This is a genomic window from Bacillus chungangensis (genome assembly GCF_030812995.1).
In the GTDB taxonomy this organism is placed as follows: domain Bacteria; phylum Bacillota; class Bacilli; order Bacillales; family Bacillaceae_C; genus Bacillus_CF; species Bacillus_CF chungangensis.
In genome coordinates this window covers 83,657-98,505 of record NZ_JAUSTT010000009.1, presented here as the reverse complement: position 1 = coordinate 98,505, position 14,849 = coordinate 83,657, and the positions used below count along the sequence as shown (strand labels likewise).

Genomic DNA, 14,849 nt, shown 5'->3' with positions numbered 1-14,849 from the left:
AAAGGAGGTTGGCCATTGGCAACCGTTACATCAACTCTAAAAATGTTTGACTCTTTTTCTGGTCCACTTAAAAACATCACACAGTCAATGAATATAATGCTATCATCTATGGAAAGTCTACATAGATCAGTAGATAGAAATAATAATATAGGTAAACAGTTTGATGTTGCTAGACAAAAAATAGCACAAGCTAATGCTGAAATTAACAAAATGACTCAATCTATCAGTAGCGCGGAAAAAGAACAAAAAAAACTTAATAATCAATTTAACAAGGGAGCAGAACTCGCATCAAACATAGGTAAAAAATTACTAGCTGTAGCAGCTACGTATTCAGGATTTAGGGCTGTTAAGGATACTATGTCAGATTTAATATCCACAGGTGTCAATTTCCATGCATTTAGACAAGATTCGTCTGTTGCTTTTAATACTTTTTTTGGTGATGCCAAAAAAGCACAAAAGTACATGGATGATATGCTGGATTTCGCTAAGACAACTCCTTTTTCTTATCCTGATTTACTTACTGCTGGACGTAACATGGTATCTTTTGGGATGGAAGCAAAAAACACACTTCCAGTACTACAAGCTATTGGTGACGCCACAAAAGGTATGGGTGGTGGTGCACAAAAACTCATGGATATCGCTAATGTATTCGGATCCATTCAAGTTTCCGGCAGACTCTCGTTGGGAGACGTAAACAGATTCCATGATCATGGTATTCCTGCGTTAAGAATGCTTGCTAATCAGGCCGGGGTAACAGCTGAAGAAATGGAAAAACAAATTCAAAAAGGTGTAATTGGAGCTAACACTGCAATAGCTTGGCTAGTAGATGGTATTAAAAATGGTACTGATGGATTAGAAGGAGCAACCGCGAAGTTTGGTGGGCTAATGAAGGCTAGTAAAGGAAATTGGTCAGGTGCGATTGATTCATTGCGCTCTGCATGGAGAAACGCCGGGGCTGAAATTACAAAAAAGCACATGCCCAAAATTACCGATGGGGTATACAAGTTAATTGATATAATAAAAAAAATGCCAGAAGCCTTAGGTCCATGGGTAGATGTGTTCGGTGGTGTTTTTGGTTATACGATAAAATCGCTACAAATCGTTCTTCCTATTATGTTGAAAATCGTTAATATTATAGGAATGATAGTAAACGCTGTTGGAAAATTATGGCCTATTTTAGAGCCAATCTTAATAGGTTTAGCAACAGTCCTACTTCCTTTAATAATTATAAAACTAGGAATAATTGTTTCTAAAATGTGGGCAATGGTGGCACCAGCGGTATCAGTTGCAGCAGCTTGGCTTGGAGTTACTTGGCCAATTCTTTTAGTTGCAGGTGCAATCACAACAGTTATTTGGGTATTGAATGCATTTGGTCTTAAAACCGAACAAATAACAGGATTTGTTGGAGGTTTATTCGCTTCTCTTTTTGCTTTGATATACAACGGAATTGCAATAACCTGGAATGCAATGTTAGCACTTGCAGAATTTATCGCGAATGTTTTCATAGACCCAACATATGCAGTTAAAAAGTTAGCTCACGATATGGCTAAATTTTTTGTTGATAGGATGTACAATATGGCATTAAGCGCAGAGAATTTTGCTAATGCATTTTCTAAAACAGTTTTAGCAGCTATAGACGGTGTTATTATTGGTATAAATATGTTGATAAAAGCTATGAACCATATACCTGGATTCAATATTCCTGAAATCGGTATTAGGGTAAGTGACTTAAAACAAAATAAAATTAGCAATACTTTTAAGAAGGTATCCAACGCTTTAGATGCGACTGCACCAAAAAGTGATAAAAAAGTTAAAGATTTTAGCAAATATAGAATGGAAGAAAAAAATATTTATGACGCATTTAAAAAAGGAAAGGATATTGCCACTGGTGCACTTGATAAGACTAAAAGTCCTAAGCCTGATTATGATATGCCTGAATTCGGAAGTGATATGCTCGATCCACTAGGATTGGGTAAAGAGAAAGGAAATAAAGGCAAACATGGCAATAAACCCAACATCGGCAAAGTCGACAGAGTAGGTAAAATCGATGACACAGTGGATATTTCTAGTGAAGACCTAAAAGTCATGCGCGATCTTGCAGAAATGAAAAGCATTCAAAACTTTGTTACCTTAACGCCAACAGTGGAAGTCAACACTGGGGACATTAACAATGGATACGACATCGACACAATCATCAGGAGAATAGAAAAGTCTTTGGAGGAAGAAATAGCAAGTGCGGCTAAAGGGGTTTATAGCTAAAAAAGAAAGGGAGTGTTAAAAATAGACGCTAACCTTAAAAATAAAGCCACTGAGAATTCAGCGGCTTTATCTAATGTAAATGATTTTCGTGAACCAGACTTTCAAGTTATTCTCACGTCTTATGAAATAAAGGATAGTGGTATACAAGATAAATGGAATAACGGAATGAATTTAAAATTGTCTTTTATAAGTGAAAATTTTTCACCTGATAAGTACTCAGAGTTTCTTAAAAGCTTCCAATTATTCTTAAAAGACAAAGGATATTCTCCATTTAAGGTAGACCAAGAGCTTTTTAATTGAAAGGGGTGTATTCGTGATGAATAACTACGGTATTTGGTTAAGTTTTAACAATCAGGAGGAAGGATTCCAAATACCCGTCAATCCTCCTGAGGTCGAAATTAGTGAGGAAGGAAACGGAAACACATATGACATCACTGGCCTTGGACAGATCAATGTTATTAAGAGTCCAAACTTAACCGAGGTTAGATTTGAAAGTTTTTTTCCAGCAATGCCTTATCATTTTGTTGTAGCTCCGACACTTTTAGAACCGATGCGGTATGTAAGTCTAATAAACAAATGGAGAGCGACTAAACGTCCTATCCGATTTGTTTACACTGGAGAAACGTTTGATATTAACATTGCTGCCAGCATCGAAAACTTTACTTGGAAGGAAACGGCTGGAACGAGTGGAGACATCGAATATTCTCTTGCCCTTAAGAAGTATATTTTCTATTCGGCAAAGAAGGTGAAGGTTGAGGGGAATAGTAATGGAGCAGCAAAAACAATGAAAGTGCAGGATAAAACACGCCCTAACGATAAGCAGCAACCTAAGACTTACACACTAGCAGCAGGTGATAATCTTTGGAAAGTGGCACAGAAGCACTTGGGTGATGGTTCTAGGGCAAAAGAAATCCAGGAGCTAAATAACTTGAAAGATTCTGATCTTAAAAAGCTACCAATTGGACTAGAATTAAAACTACCTGGAGCCGCATCATGAGGGATATGGAAATACTGGTTGATAATAAGAATGGTACTGTGTGGAACATGACGGAAGTTGTTAGTGATCTAACTTGGAAGACTACTAGAATAGGTAAGGCTGCTAGTATTGAATTTAATTATATTGATGCAAGCATCTATCAGGACCCTTGGTTCACCATAAAAAATGGTGATATTGTCCGCGTTAAATATAAAGGTACAAATGTTTTCTATGGATATATCTTTACGATTGATGGAGGAAAAGATGAAGCAGTAAAAATTACCGCATATGATCAAACGCGCTATCTCATGAACAAAGACACGTATGTATTTAAAAACGTTACAGCAACACAAGTCATCCAAAAAATCGCCAGTGATTTAAACCTTAAAACGAGTAAGCTTGAGGACACAAAATATAATATACCGACACTCGTTGAGGATGATCAGTCATTGATGGACATCATCTGTAAAGCACTTGACGCTACACTTATTGCTACAACTCAAAACTATGTTCTTTTTGATGATTTTGGACAGTTAACAGTACGAAATATTAAAGACATGGTGTCTGATTTTGTCATTGGTGATGATAGTTTAATGACTGATTTTGATTACAAACTGTCGATTGATAGTGACACATATAATCGTATAAAGATAGTCCAAGACAATAAAGAAACAAAAAAACGTGATGTATATATTACACAGGACAGCAAAACTATTGCAAAATGGGGACGTTTGCAGTACTTCCAGAAAGCAAATGAGAAACTTAATGCTGCTCAAATAAACGATATGATGAAACGACTCCTTGAACATAAAAATAGAGAGCAAAAGACAATGAGCATAAAAGCAATTGGTGACATAAGAATACGTGCCGGTTATTTCGTTCCAGTAATCATTGAAAAAAAGAAGATTAACTCCTATTTTCTTGTGGATGAATGTACTCATGAATTTAATGGTGATGACCACACAATGACGCTAAGTTTGAAGGTGATATGATGGGAATGCTTGATATTATTAAACGCGCAGGAGTGGGGGCTGTTGAAGCTAGCCAACCAGTCGCTGTTATGTTTGGAACAGTAACAAAACTAAATCCTTTGGAAGTGTTAGTCGAACAAAGATTACCACTTTCAAGGGATTTTTTAATTGTTCCGAAACGCTTCGCAGGACATTTTGAATTAGGGGAAAAATATAGTTTAATTCGTGTTCAGGGCGGAAATCAATTTTTGATTTTAGATGAGGTGGAGAAGGATTGATTATTCCAGAAGGAGGCTCATTAGAAGAACAAAGGATTAAAATTGAAAAACAACCTAGCCTAACTTACAAGATTGATTTTAATAAAAATCGTGTTATCGGGATGACAGATGATCTTGATGCTATCAAGCAAACTGTTTTCATCACCCTACACACTGAAAGATTTCAGTACCTTATATTTACAGATAACTTTGGTGCTGAATTAGATAGTTTAATCGGAACTAATAGATTGTTTATTCAATCCGAATTAAAAAGGCGTGTAACTGAAGCATTACTGCAGGACGATAGAATTACAAGTGTAGAAGGGTTTAAGTTTACATTTAGTGAAGGCGATGTACTTGTGCGATTTACAGTTGTAACGGAATATGGGAGCTTCGAGGATATGCTTGAGGTGAAGAGAAATGTATGAACATAAAACTTTCGAATCTTTATTAGAACAAATGCTGGACTACATTAGAAATGATGTGGATAAGAGAGAAGGGAGCTTAGTTTATAGTTCTTCTGCTGCTGCAGCTGTGATTTTTGCCCAATTGTATGCGGACCTAACGATTAATGACCGTCTAAGTTTCGCAGATACATCGTCCGGCGAATATTTAAGTCGCAGAACGGCGGAACATGGTGTTAATCGTTATGGAGCAAGTAAGGCACGAAGGAAAGGATTATTTTTTAATAACGAAGGTAAACCAGTTGATGTTCCTATTGGTACACGATTTTCTATTGGAGATTTAAATTATATTGTTCTTAGTAGGATAGAAAAAGGTCAATATGCACTTGAATGTGAAGTAACAGGGGTTGTAGGAAATGAACAATTTGGAACATTACTCCCTATTGACTATGTCGAAGGATTATCACGAGCGGAGCTGGCGGACGTTCTTATTCCAGGCGAAGATGAAGAGGATGACGAAGCTTTAAGGCTTCGTTTTTTTGAAGCAGTCAACGAAAAGCCGTTTGGCGGAAATATTGCCGATTATAAGCAAAAGATTAACGCAATTGCTGGTGTTGGTGGTGTTAAGGTATTTCCGACTTGGCGAGGTGGTGGAACGGTAAAATGTACGATAATTGCAAGTGATTTTAGTCCTCCATCTCCTGAATTAGTTGATGAGGTCCAAACAATTATGGATCCAGAAGTTAATCAAGGAAAAGGATTAGGTTTAGCTCCTGTTGGGCATCACGTTACCATAATGGGGGCGAAGGATGTGACCGTTAATGTTGAAACAACCGTTATTCTAGCAGCAGGAACTACAATCGGACAAGTTCAAGATGATATAGAAAATGCTGTATCTTTATATTTTTCTATGTTGCGCCGAACATGGAAGGACGAAGACAATATAACCGTTCGCATGGCTCAAATTGATGCTCGTATTTTAACTGTGCCGGGCGTTGTAGATGTCAAGGATACCAAACTAAATGGTGTCTCTGAAAACATAGATTTGGACGCGGAAGAGATACCAACACAAGGGCAGGTGGTTATTAATGGCTGATCCAGTTATGAGTAACCTACCGACTTATTATCACGACATTATCGATTTTATCGAAATAACAAAAGCTGAAGATATTGAGTTTGCTAATGTTGAAGAAGCAATTGAACGTGCATTCAATAATCAATTTGTAATGACATCAGACGAATATGGGGTTAAAAGACACGAGAAAATACTTAACATCGTTGCTGATCCAACAATCGAAACGTTAGACTTTCGAAAAAAAAGGATAATAAGTAGATATTCTACGACTCCACCTTTCACAATTCGTTTTTTACGTAATCGATTAGACTATCTAGTTGGTGAAGGACGTGTTACAGCTGATATTGACTGGTTGAATCTCGTTTTAACTGTTACCGCAAGTGTGGATAATGCATCGGTATTTAAGGAGATTCAACATACGATCCACAGCACCAAACCAGCGAATGTAGTGTATTTCCAAAAAACTTCTTTATGTGACGGAATTGTCTTCGAGGAAGAAATGTACAAAGTGCCACTGACTCGTATGACAAGATTGTCTACTCAATGGCGACTAGGAAAAACACCATTTATGCAACTTGGGGAGAAAGAAATAATCCATAGAGCACCTTTAAAGCGTTCTACAAAACTATCAACTGGTTGGAGATTAGGCCGTACAGCATTTGTTGAACAGGAGGCTGAAGTATGATTGATCCAGTTTACTTAAATGAAGTAGCTGAATATACAAAAGATAACATTAACAAAGTGGTTCTCAATAAGACGTATGACATTTTCGATTTTGTTATCAAAGAAGTTGATAAAACAACAGTTAAGCTTGAATACAAGATACCAAATGGACTTGTTGATGCAGTCAAAAGTGTCGAACTGCGAAAGGAAGACGGATATGCAGTTAGCATAAATGAAGTTTATATTCCCATCAGTGGGGACACCATAGTTGGCCATACCATAAAAATAAAGGAGGGAATTAAGTGAGTTACAAACCTAAAACAAATTGGAAATACGATGATATTGTGACTGAGCAAGACATGAACCGAATCGAAAGCGGAATAGGCGAAGCTCACGAACAAATCGAACAACTGCAGCAAGGCGTAGGCCAGGAGTTCGGGCTGCTGCAGGAAGAAGTTGCTGCACATAAGGAAAATTATGCGAAGATGCAGTTTGGGGAAAGGCCGTATTTTTCGACCAGGTCTGCTACTTACTATTTGGATCAGGAAAATGGTAATGATGATAACGATGGTCTATCAGAAGCTACTGCATTTAAAACATGGGAGAAAACGCATAGTATGATACCTATCTTTACAATCAAATCAACACAAGTAAGAGTAATAGGTGAATATCGTGGGGTTATTGATATTAATAATATTAATTCAGTTATAAGTAGTTTTTCTCTCTTGGGAGTTGAAAATTCTCGTTTACTTGGAAAGTTAAGAATAAGAGGATGCAATAATATTAATGTTTATAATTTAGAAATTGAAAAAGAAGATTTATTCCATGTAGATATTGATGATTCATACGGAATAAGAATTTCTAATGTAAATATTATTTCTCCCACGGATGGCAGATACGGAAATGGATATATTGAAGCCAATAGATCTATTGTTACATTAGAAAAAATAAATTTTAAGTCAATTGGTAAGGGAGGAGCATCCTGTATTTTATGTAGATCTAATTCGTTGGTGCTATCAAAAGATAATACTGGTTCAGGTATTTATGCACTTTACGCGATGTCCGGAAGTGTAATAGTTAAATCTGGTTCTCAACCTACAGGGAGTAACACGAATGAAGTCGTTACAGATGGAGGTTTAATAAGATGAAGACGTTAAAATATGATGGAGAAGAATTAAAAGCAGAACGCATCATAAAAAATGCAGATTCAATCATAGGCTACAATGGCGAGAGTGAAGTTTTTGCTTTTCGTGGTGTCAAAGACTTTTCCTTCTTTAAACTTATTAACGATGAGGGGAATCCTGAAGAAATCGAAAGAGAATTAACTAAAGAAGAACAGCTGATGCTGGCTCTTTCTGAAGCGCAAATAAAGATGGCGGAGCAAGAACAAACAATCATGAATCTAGCATTAGCAATAACTGACTTACAAATGGGGAGTGATAAGGATGCTTAGTTTCAATTATTATATTTGGAAGATGCTATTCGATCGTAAATTGCGAACATCAAAAGAAATCGAAAAGGCTAGAAATCTTGGTATATTAACACAAGATGAATGTGATAGCATTTTGACGCATCAGAACGATGATGTGCAGTAAACAAACACCTTTATAGGTGTATTTTTTATGGAGCCGTTTGGCTCCTTATTTTCGTTATAGGTAGGGTGATCTTATGGAAGATATGCTGCAATATTTTTTAACACAAGGACCTTTCGCTGCCCTGTTCGTATGGATGCTTATCCACACACAAAAGCGCAACAAGGAGCGCGAAGACCAGCTTTACGACACACTTAATGAATTTGCGAAACGGTACGACATCGTAATCGAAAAATTAGACGACATCAAGAGTCGGTTACCTCCAAGGTGATCGGTTCTTTTTTACGTCATAATATAACATTACTTTGGAAGGGTAGATGAAACATGTTTGAAATTTACGATGTAGCAATTATCCCACTTATATTAGCATTAGTGGAATTGTTTAAAATTGGTGGGTTGAAACCTAAATATTCGCCATTTGTTGCGGTAGTATTCGGGTTATTAATCGGTATTTTCTATCTTGATGCAGAGCTAAAGGAAGGTATTATTGTTGGACTGATGCTAGGGTTGTCGGCAACAGGGTTATATAGTGGCAGTAAAAATCTAATAGGGAAAGAGCAGCAGAAATAATTGTTGCTCTTTTTTCTTTTTAGAAAGGAGAATGATAGAAAATGAGTTTCGTAGATGAGATCGCCCCCCATGCACAGGAAATCGGAATAGAGAATGATATTCTCCCCTCGCTGATTATTGGGCAGGCGATACTTGAAAGTGCTTCTGGCAAATCAGAACTAGCTCAAAAAGGAAATAACTTGTTCGGGATTAAAGGAGCATATAATGGCGAGTCTATCACGATTTTAACGACAGAATTTGTTAATGGAGAAAAAATCAACGTAAGTGCTGCATTCTGTAAATATCCAAGCTGGCGTGAAAGTATCGAGGCTTTAGTAAACAAATACGTAAACGGTGTGTCATGGAATCGGGATTTATACCGAGCAGTCGTTGGTGAAAAAGACTATCGGAAAGCTGTTCAAGCTGTACATGCTGCTGGCTATGCTACCGATCCCGCATACGTCACTAAAGTAGTGAATGTGATCGAGAAATACAATTTAACCAAATATGATCAAATAACGGAAAGGGTGGATTATATGGTTACCATTAAGCAGCAGTTAATCGATCCAAGTAAATATAGTATTAAATGTCCTAACACTATGAATGCCGAATATATCACCGTCCACAATACGGCCAATTCTGCACCAGCTGTCAATGAGATCAGCTACATGCAGCGTAACAGCAACCAGGTATCTTTCCATTTTGCTGTTGACGATAATGAGATTATTCAAGGGCTACCGTTGAATAGGAACGCATGGCATTGCGGCGATGGGAATGGAAACGGCAATAGAAAGTCGATAGGAATTGAGATTTGCTACTCGAAATCAGGTGGAGAACGATATAAAAAGGCGGAAGAAAACGCAGTCTTGCTGATTACTCAGCTATTAAAGGAGCGTGGATGGGGTATCGATCGTGTTAAAAAACACCAAGACTGGAACGGGAAATACTGTCCTCATCGCATTTTAGCTGAAGGACGGTGGGAAGAATTTAAGAAGCGAATCTCTGATAAATTAAAAGCAAAGGAGGAACTAAAAGTGGACAAATCACAACCGTCCGCATGGGCAAAGAAAGATTGGGACGAAGCTGTCGCTAACGGATACTTTGACGGTACACGTCCGCAAGATAACATAACGAGGCAGGAGATGGCTATAGTGGTGAATCGGCTACGAAGAAACATTCTTCCACACGTATATGAAATAAAGTCAAAAATTTAAGGGATGTAATTGAGCACCCCATTCTCATAAGAATTGACATCGTTGTTTATAGTAACGGTGGAGATTATGCAGTTAAGCGATTTTACCAACGTGGGGTACTTCAAAGTACGATACAAAGATATGTACGGAAGAAGTAAACAAAAACTTAAACGAGGATTTAAAAAACGCAAAGACGCAATTACAACTGAAGCTGAGTTTATAGCAAGTACAAAAGACATATTCACAGATGAAGTGACTGTTGATGAAGTGTTTGAGCATACATCAAATTGTTAATTCCTTTATTCTCTTTAACGATGCAAAAAAGCGCTCCCGGAATAATAGGAATTTAGACATACTGGTAGTATGATTTCCATTTAGTCCAAAGACCGCATTAATTACTTGTTCACCAAACGACCTAAAAAGGTAGTTAAAAAATATAAAATAAAAGTATTACCTCTTTAGTTTACTAAATTGTGCCAAGAGGTCAATTTTTTTAATAAAAGGACTTCTCCCTTTACTAATTCTCGGATTATAACTTAGGTTATCGTTCGGATATCACCAAATAATGATGAATATTCATAGCTAATCATTCAAATAGACTTGATAGAATCATTTTACAAAAAAATAAGTAATTCGACATATATTTTACAATATATGTCTATGGGTAGAAAAATCACTTCAAAGTAAAGGAATTTAGGATCGTTTTTTGACGGAATTTGTCTAAAAATTATAAATGTATTGAGATATTAAAATGTTATAATTGGGTTGTAAGTATACTTATCTATTAAAATATCAAAAAAAGGAGGGAAACCAAGATGAAAGGAAAGTTTGTTCTTGGAGTATTGTCGGTGATGATGGCATTCTCGTTTGCTACTTCTGCCTCTGCAGCTACTGCTTATGTTAAAGCAAGTGAAAGAGGTGTAAAGAATCTAGCCTGGAGTGAAAGTAAATTAATATGGAAAGTTGATTCAGGTAGGGTGACAGCTTCAGATGGATATCAAGATCAAAGTGGCTTCTTCGTTAGAAATAAGGGGGCATCAAAAGTAACTTCTTTAAGCTCATCTACACAACATGCATGGAATTACAAAAATGAATTTCTAGCGGGTGCACAAATAGGCGGGGTAACTTTAGGATTCACCCGAACAATTACTGACCGTATCATTGGTTATTCAACTGGTGATGCTGATTTTGAATGGGATATTTAATTTAGTTAATGAGTCTTATCGTGATCTCACTTGTAAAATCTAGCAAGTGAGATCACATAATTAAGGGGTGAAGAAATGATAGAATGTAAAAATATATCTAAGAAATATGGCGAAAATGTTATTATTAAAAACTCCAGTTTTGATATCCAGAACAATAAAATTTCCTTTCTTATGGGGCCAAATGGCCATGGGAAAACGACATTAATAAAGTGTATGATGGGTATGGAACAATTTCAAGGCGATTTTCTTTTCAGTGGGGAAAAAATAAATAGCGTAAGAAAAGAAATCTTAGTCCTTTGGGATGATTGTCCTTTTTACACAAATTTAACTGGGTTTAAAAATCTTATGATTTTTTCCGAAAACAAAAAGCCAAAGAAGGAAATAAAAGAAATTGCGTCAAAGTTTTTGGGTTCTGATTTGCTAAAAAATAAAGTGAAGCACTATTCTTATGGTCAAAAGAAAAAATTGGCACTAGCCCTTGTTGAGATATTAGAGCCTAAATATTTAATAATGGATGAAATCTCTAATGGATTGGACTATGAAATGATAAGATATATTCAAAAGCTTATTAAGCATTGGGCAAAGCATACAACAGTTCTGTTAACGGGGCATCAGTTTAGTTTTTATAATGAAATAATAGATGATGTTTTTATATTTAAAAGTAAAGATATTTCATTATTGGTAGAGGATTTTCAACATAGCGATTTAAAGTTGGAGGATATTTATGATGAGTCAATTGTTTAAGCAAGAGATACTGTATGGGATATACTCAAAAACATATTTTTACATCATATTATTTCTTGTTTCATTATTTGTCCTTGTCTCATATACAAACTATTCTGTAGCTATGAGTGCGTACAACAGCTTCTTACATACTGAAAATTTCTATAAGGAAAACAATTTAGATATAGAAAAAGACTTAGAAGGAGAATATGAACTTAATTATGATGGAAATCAAGATGTAGTTGAAAATCCGATTCTTTATGAAAAAGAAATGGTCAGCACATATGTTTATACCGCAAGCCCTAAATATGCATTAACACAGTTTTTAGAATCAGCCTTTTTGTATTTCCCTATTGTCTTTGGGACTATAGGTTTATTGATTGCAATATTTGATTTTAAATACAAAACCATTAAACTCAAGACGGTTAGGGAAAGTAAATTTGGTTTTGGTATAGTAAAACAAGCTTCATTAATGGTTAGTGGCTTATTTATTTTAAGTATAGCGCTAATAATAGCTTTCCTCATAAACTACTTTTTTTATTACAAAATTTCTGAGGCAATTCCAATTTCGGAATTCCAATCAAGCTTATCAAATGCAGAACCGAACTCAACTCTACTTTTAAGATTTTTTTTCGCTTATGTCATTTCTGTAATTTTTATGACAATAGGCTATACTTTAGGAATAATGTTTAAAAATATTTATATAGGTTTTATCTTAATTGCTATTTATATGTTTTTTCTACCTAGTTTTGTAGTTTTTGATTTAAAAAACTCTCTTCACTACCTAGGAAATCGAATTTATGATTTTTATGGTGTATTATCTATAGAAAGCGGTAAAGATGGTACTACCCTTATAACATCTGTATGTGTGGTATTATTTACTTTAATTGTATCATTTGTAATAAATATTATTATTACAGAAAAACGTAGTTCTTTTGAATCCTAAAAATGCGTCTAATACAATGAGGGGTTAAGGTAATGATGCTAAAAAAAATATTAATTGCGATTGTCATTTTAATTTGTATCCTAATTCTTTTTGTTTTAGTTTCTAGTATCCTATTTAAAAATACAACTAATGAAGAAATCATTCAGGAAGAAACACAAACACTTGTTGTACCACATCACATGTGAACCAATTGCTAAATAAATATTATTAGTAAGCCCGACTTATAAAAAATATGCGTACCTTTCGGGTACGCATCACAAATATCCGTAAATTTTGATTTCTTTAGTCGTTTTACGGCTACTACTCCATTTATTTGCACATTCTTCCTGAATCATTTTTGATCAGGGCATGTATTGATCTAAAATTTCAGGATTTAGATAAATTCCTAGATTCGATAGATCCTCAAACAGTTTCTTAAGGTATGCGTAGAAATCTACGCCGTTACTTTTGGCTGTTTCAGCGATGCTCAAGCAAATTGCCTTTGCACCAGCTTCGCTGACAGAAAAAAGCCAATTTTTCCTCCCGATCACATTAGGACGAATCGCATTTTCGGCTGGATTATTGTCAATTTCAATACGTCCATCATGTAAAAACGCTTTTAATCCATTCGCCCTGTTCAGTGTATATTCCGCTGCTTTCGCAAGGGCGTTTTTACTGAAGAAAGGGACGTATCGACCCAGTGAAGGAATTTATCTACAATTGGCTTCTTCACGGACAACTGTACCACCGATTTCAATCAATTGATATTGGCAACAGTCACAAATAGTATTGTCCGGATGATGGTGAATCTTTTCTGCTTCCACACCATCACGTAATGAGTCATTTCTCTTTTTCTTATGAACTTTACGGATAACAGTATAAGGAACCGTCTGTTGGCTTTGTTCTTCTGTATGCTCAGAATCATCAAAAGACTGATTATCTTCTAATAAGGATCCTTGCCCATCGGGCAATATTTGGATTTCTCTGTTTTGGAGCCAAATAAAAGTTCTGTTAAGTGTTGAATTTGCTGCGTAAACGCTTCGTTCTGTTTCTGCTTCAACGATTGATTCATTTTTTTTGACAGCTCTTGATTTTGTTGGTTCGTGAGAGTTAATGGAGTCACTATATGGATCGAGCTCAAAAGAATCTTGAATTAATGTAGCCAATCTATCTATGCCTTTTCGCATATCAGTCTTGCCACAAATGATATAGATATTTTTTACGCTTGTATAATCTTGTTTCACAAATGCTTCAACTCCTTCATGATAGTTTGGATGACATGCTCTTCTATGCCATTGTAAAAGGAAACTTCCGCATGAACTTTTACTATCTGGGTGGAGCGTAACGGGGACAATCATTAATTTTTGTTGTGGTATTAGAAAAACACCTCCTCTTTGATGCGGATGCCCATATTGATTGCTTTCGCTGGCACTATAAATGCCACGTCTCCATATGTTAACCTCACAGCTAAACAATTTTCATGGATGCTGCCTTCAATTTTTGCAGGGTTTAATATCTCTATAGCAAGCGGACCAACATCATATACTTCTCCCACCCTCGGCTCGTGATATGTTGCATTGCTGTTTAATGCAGCTTCCATAGCACGCTCGAAGGTTTGAGAGGTAATGGTATATCCAGACATCCAAACCTCATCGACTGTGATGTTTTCAATAATTTTGTCAAGTTGTCCAACGTGATCTGCATGCGGATGTGTGATCATCACAGCATCGATATGATCAACTCCATGGTCAAGCAGATAATCTAACGCATTTGAAGAGTTAAAGTTTCCAGTGTCAATCAGGAGATTAAAATTCTCACCTTTGTGTTGAAATTCAAACAGTGTTGCATCAGCTTGGCCGACATCTATGTAATGGACCTTCAGGCTTTCTAAATTTATATCAGCCTTTTCTTCAACTTGTTTTTCACTCTCATTTGTTTGTTTCTCATCCTGGACGCTCGATGTATCTATAGCACCATCGCATCCCACTAATAAAAAAATAGTAAATGCTATAAATAATGATAATAACCGTCTAGTCAATCCATTTCCCCCTTTAGTT

The 14,849-nt window shown here is 36.0% G+C and carries 20 protein-coding genes and 4 pseudogenes; 21 read left to right on the top strand and 3 right to left on the bottom strand.

From position 1 onward, the window contains the following. Positions 1-15: 15 nt before the first annotated feature. From J2S08_RS09065 to J2S08_RS08965, 21 genes and pseudogenes are all read left to right on the top strand, one after another. Positions 16-2,259 (top strand): tape measure protein, encoded by a 2,244-nt coding sequence (locus tag J2S08_RS09065; protein WP_307228756.1) that lies wholly within the window; start codon positions 16-18, stop codon positions 2,257-2,259. A 12-nt stretch (positions 2,260-2,271) separates the two neighbouring features. After that, positions 2,272-2,559, top strand: coding sequence for a hypothetical protein (locus J2S08_RS09060; RefSeq protein WP_307228754.1), 288 nt, complete (start codon positions 2,272-2,274; stop codon positions 2,557-2,559). Positions 2,560-2,575: 16 nt separating this feature from the next. Further along, positions 2,576-3,256: a LysM peptidoglycan-binding domain-containing protein gene (locus J2S08_RS09055; protein WP_307228752.1), complete on the top strand. Its 681-nt coding sequence runs from the start codon at positions 2,576-2,578 to the stop codon at positions 3,254-3,256. Next, positions 3,253-4,227, top strand: coding sequence for an XkdQ/YqbQ family protein (locus tag J2S08_RS09050; protein ID WP_307228750.1), 975 nt, complete (start codon positions 3,253-3,255; stop codon positions 4,225-4,227). Before J2S08_RS09055 ends, J2S08_RS09050 begins: the two co-directional genes overlap by 4 nt. Before the next feature lie 5 nt (positions 4,228-4,232). Beyond that, positions 4,233-4,484 carry a DUF2577 domain-containing protein gene (locus J2S08_RS09045; protein WP_307228748.1) on the top strand — a complete coding sequence of 84 codons (252 nt, stop codon included), beginning with the start codon at positions 4,233-4,235 and terminating at the stop codon, positions 4,482-4,484. Further along, entirely contained in the window at positions 4,481-4,891 is a 411-nt protein-coding gene (locus J2S08_RS09040) for a DUF2634 domain-containing protein (protein WP_307228746.1), read from the top strand. The genes J2S08_RS09045 and J2S08_RS09040 overlap by 4 nt, the downstream gene beginning before the upstream one ends. Next, positions 4,884-5,963 (top strand): baseplate J/gp47 family protein, encoded by a 1,080-nt coding sequence (locus J2S08_RS09035; protein WP_307228744.1) that lies wholly within the window; start codon positions 4,884-4,886, stop codon positions 5,961-5,963. The genes J2S08_RS09040 and J2S08_RS09035 overlap by 8 nt, the downstream gene beginning before the upstream one ends. Then, entirely contained in the window at positions 5,956-6,627 is a 672-nt protein-coding gene (locus J2S08_RS09030) for a putative phage tail protein (protein WP_307228742.1), read from the top strand. The genes J2S08_RS09035 and J2S08_RS09030 overlap by 8 nt, the downstream gene beginning before the upstream one ends. Then, entirely contained in the window at positions 6,624-6,911 is a 288-nt protein-coding gene (locus J2S08_RS09025; RefSeq protein ID WP_307228740.1) for a ketopantoate hydroxymethyltransferase, read from the top strand. The genes J2S08_RS09030 and J2S08_RS09025 overlap by 4 nt, the downstream gene beginning before the upstream one ends. Continuing rightward, positions 6,908-7,753 carry a hypothetical protein gene (locus tag J2S08_RS09020; protein WP_307228738.1) on the top strand — a complete coding sequence of 282 codons (846 nt, stop codon included), beginning with the start codon at positions 6,908-6,910 and terminating at the stop codon, positions 7,751-7,753. The genes J2S08_RS09025 and J2S08_RS09020 overlap by 4 nt, the downstream gene beginning before the upstream one ends. After that, a complete protein-coding gene (locus J2S08_RS09015; protein ID WP_307228736.1) occupies positions 7,750-8,058 on the top strand; it encodes a hypothetical protein in 309 nt (102 codons plus the stop codon). The genes J2S08_RS09020 and J2S08_RS09015 overlap by 4 nt, the downstream gene beginning before the upstream one ends. Continuing rightward, positions 8,051-8,200 carry a hypothetical protein gene (locus J2S08_RS09010; RefSeq protein ID WP_307228734.1) on the top strand — a complete coding sequence of 50 codons (150 nt, stop codon included), beginning with the start codon at positions 8,051-8,053 and terminating at the stop codon, positions 8,198-8,200. The genes J2S08_RS09015 and J2S08_RS09010 overlap by 8 nt, the downstream gene beginning before the upstream one ends. A 73-nt stretch (positions 8,201-8,273) precedes the next feature. Then, positions 8,274-8,468 (top strand): BhlA/UviB family holin-like peptide, encoded by a 195-nt coding sequence (locus J2S08_RS09005; protein ID WP_307228732.1) that lies wholly within the window; start codon positions 8,274-8,276, stop codon positions 8,466-8,468. Between the two features lie 53 nt (positions 8,469-8,521). Next, entirely contained in the window at positions 8,522-8,767 is a 246-nt protein-coding gene (locus J2S08_RS09000; RefSeq protein ID WP_307228730.1) for a hypothetical protein, read from the top strand. 41 nt (positions 8,768-8,808) lie between these two features. Next, positions 8,809-9,234, top strand: a pseudogene (locus tag J2S08_RS08995) (glycoside hydrolase family 73 protein); the annotation flags it as partial. Between the two features lie 48 nt (positions 9,235-9,282). Continuing rightward, positions 9,283-9,804, top strand: a pseudogene (locus tag J2S08_RS08990) (peptidoglycan recognition protein family protein); the annotation flags it as partial. 222 nt (positions 9,805-10,026) lie between these two features. Next, positions 10,027-10,233, top strand: coding sequence for an Arm DNA-binding domain-containing protein (locus tag J2S08_RS08985; protein WP_307228728.1), 207 nt, complete (start codon positions 10,027-10,029; stop codon positions 10,231-10,233). A 521-nt stretch (positions 10,234-10,754) separates the two neighbouring features. After that, complete coding sequence (locus J2S08_RS08980; protein ID WP_307228726.1) at positions 10,755-11,144, top strand: hypothetical protein; 390 nt, start codon at positions 10,755-10,757, stop codon at positions 11,142-11,144. A 75-nt stretch (positions 11,145-11,219) separates the two neighbouring features. Continuing rightward, the gene (locus tag J2S08_RS08975) at positions 11,220-11,888 is read left to right on the top strand and encodes an ATP-binding cassette domain-containing protein (protein WP_307228724.1); all 669 of its coding nucleotides are present in this window, start codon (positions 11,220-11,222) and stop codon (positions 11,886-11,888) included. Further along, positions 11,872-12,813 (top strand): hypothetical protein, encoded by a 942-nt coding sequence (locus J2S08_RS08970; RefSeq protein ID WP_307228722.1) that lies wholly within the window; start codon positions 11,872-11,874, stop codon positions 12,811-12,813. Before J2S08_RS08975 ends, J2S08_RS08970 begins: the two co-directional genes overlap by 17 nt. Positions 12,814-12,845: 32 nt before the next feature. Then, a complete protein-coding gene (locus J2S08_RS08965; protein WP_307228720.1) occupies positions 12,846-12,998 on the top strand; it encodes a hypothetical protein in 153 nt (50 codons plus the stop codon). Positions 12,999-13,154: 156 nt separating this feature from the next. On the opposite strand, the pseudogene J2S08_RS22745 reads toward J2S08_RS08965, so the two are convergent. The 3 genes and pseudogenes from J2S08_RS22745 to J2S08_RS08950 form a co-directional block, all read right to left on the bottom strand. Next, a pseudogene (locus J2S08_RS22745) lies at positions 13,155-13,939 on the bottom strand (IS66 family transposase). Then, a pseudogene (gene tnpB / locus J2S08_RS22740) lies at positions 13,920-14,150 on the bottom strand (IS66 family insertion sequence element accessory protein TnpB); the annotation flags it as partial. The pseudogenes J2S08_RS22745 and tnpB, both read right to left, overlap by 20 nt. A 17-nt stretch (positions 14,151-14,167) precedes the next feature. Beyond that, positions 14,168-14,830, bottom strand: coding sequence for an MBL fold metallo-hydrolase (locus tag J2S08_RS08950; RefSeq protein WP_307228716.1), 663 nt, complete (start codon positions 14,828-14,830; stop codon positions 14,168-14,170). Positions 14,831-14,849: the final 19 nt, after the last annotated feature.

Bases quoted from the DNA above. Each gene is read 5' to 3' on its own strand.
- J2S08_RS09055 (WP_307228752.1), top strand. From the start codon at position 2,576: ATGAATAACTACGGTATTTGGTTAAGTTTTAACAATCAGGAGGAAGGA.
- J2S08_RS09050 (WP_307228750.1), top strand. From the start codon at position 3,253: ATGAGGGATATGGAAATACTGGTTGATAATAAGAATGGTACTGTGTGG.
- J2S08_RS09045 (WP_307228748.1), top strand. From the start codon at position 4,233: ATGCTTGATATTATTAAACGCGCAGGAGTGGGGGCTGTTGAAGCTAGC.
- J2S08_RS09035 (WP_307228744.1), top strand. From the start codon at position 4,884: ATGTATGAACATAAAACTTTCGAATCTTTATTAGAACAAATGCTGGAC.
- J2S08_RS09030 (WP_307228742.1), top strand. From the start codon at position 5,956: ATGGCTGATCCAGTTATGAGTAACCTACCGACTTATTATCACGACATT.
- J2S08_RS09025 (WP_307228740.1), top strand. From the start codon at position 6,624: ATGATTGATCCAGTTTACTTAAATGAAGTAGCTGAATATACAAAAGAT.
- J2S08_RS09015 (WP_307228736.1), top strand. From the start codon at position 7,750: ATGAAGACGTTAAAATATGATGGAGAAGAATTAAAAGCAGAACGCATC.
- J2S08_RS09010 (WP_307228734.1), top strand. From the start codon at position 8,051: ATGCTTAGTTTCAATTATTATATTTGGAAGATGCTATTCGATCGTAAA.
- J2S08_RS09005 (WP_307228732.1), top strand. From the start codon at position 8,274: ATGGAAGATATGCTGCAATATTTTTTAACACAAGGACCTTTCGCTGCC.
- J2S08_RS09000 (WP_307228730.1), top strand. From the start codon at position 8,522: ATGTTTGAAATTTACGATGTAGCAATTATCCCACTTATATTAGCATTA.
- J2S08_RS08985 (WP_307228728.1), top strand. From the start codon at position 10,027: ATGCAGTTAAGCGATTTTACCAACGTGGGGTACTTCAAAGTACGATAC.
- J2S08_RS08980 (WP_307228726.1), top strand. From the start codon at position 10,755: ATGAAAGGAAAGTTTGTTCTTGGAGTATTGTCGGTGATGATGGCATTC.
- J2S08_RS08975 (WP_307228724.1), top strand. From the start codon at position 11,220: ATGATAGAATGTAAAAATATATCTAAGAAATATGGCGAAAATGTTATT.
- J2S08_RS08970 (WP_307228722.1), top strand. From the start codon at position 11,872: ATGAGTCAATTGTTTAAGCAAGAGATACTGTATGGGATATACTCAAAA.
- J2S08_RS08965 (WP_307228720.1), top strand. From the start codon at position 12,846: ATGATGCTAAAAAAAATATTAATTGCGATTGTCATTTTAATTTGTATC.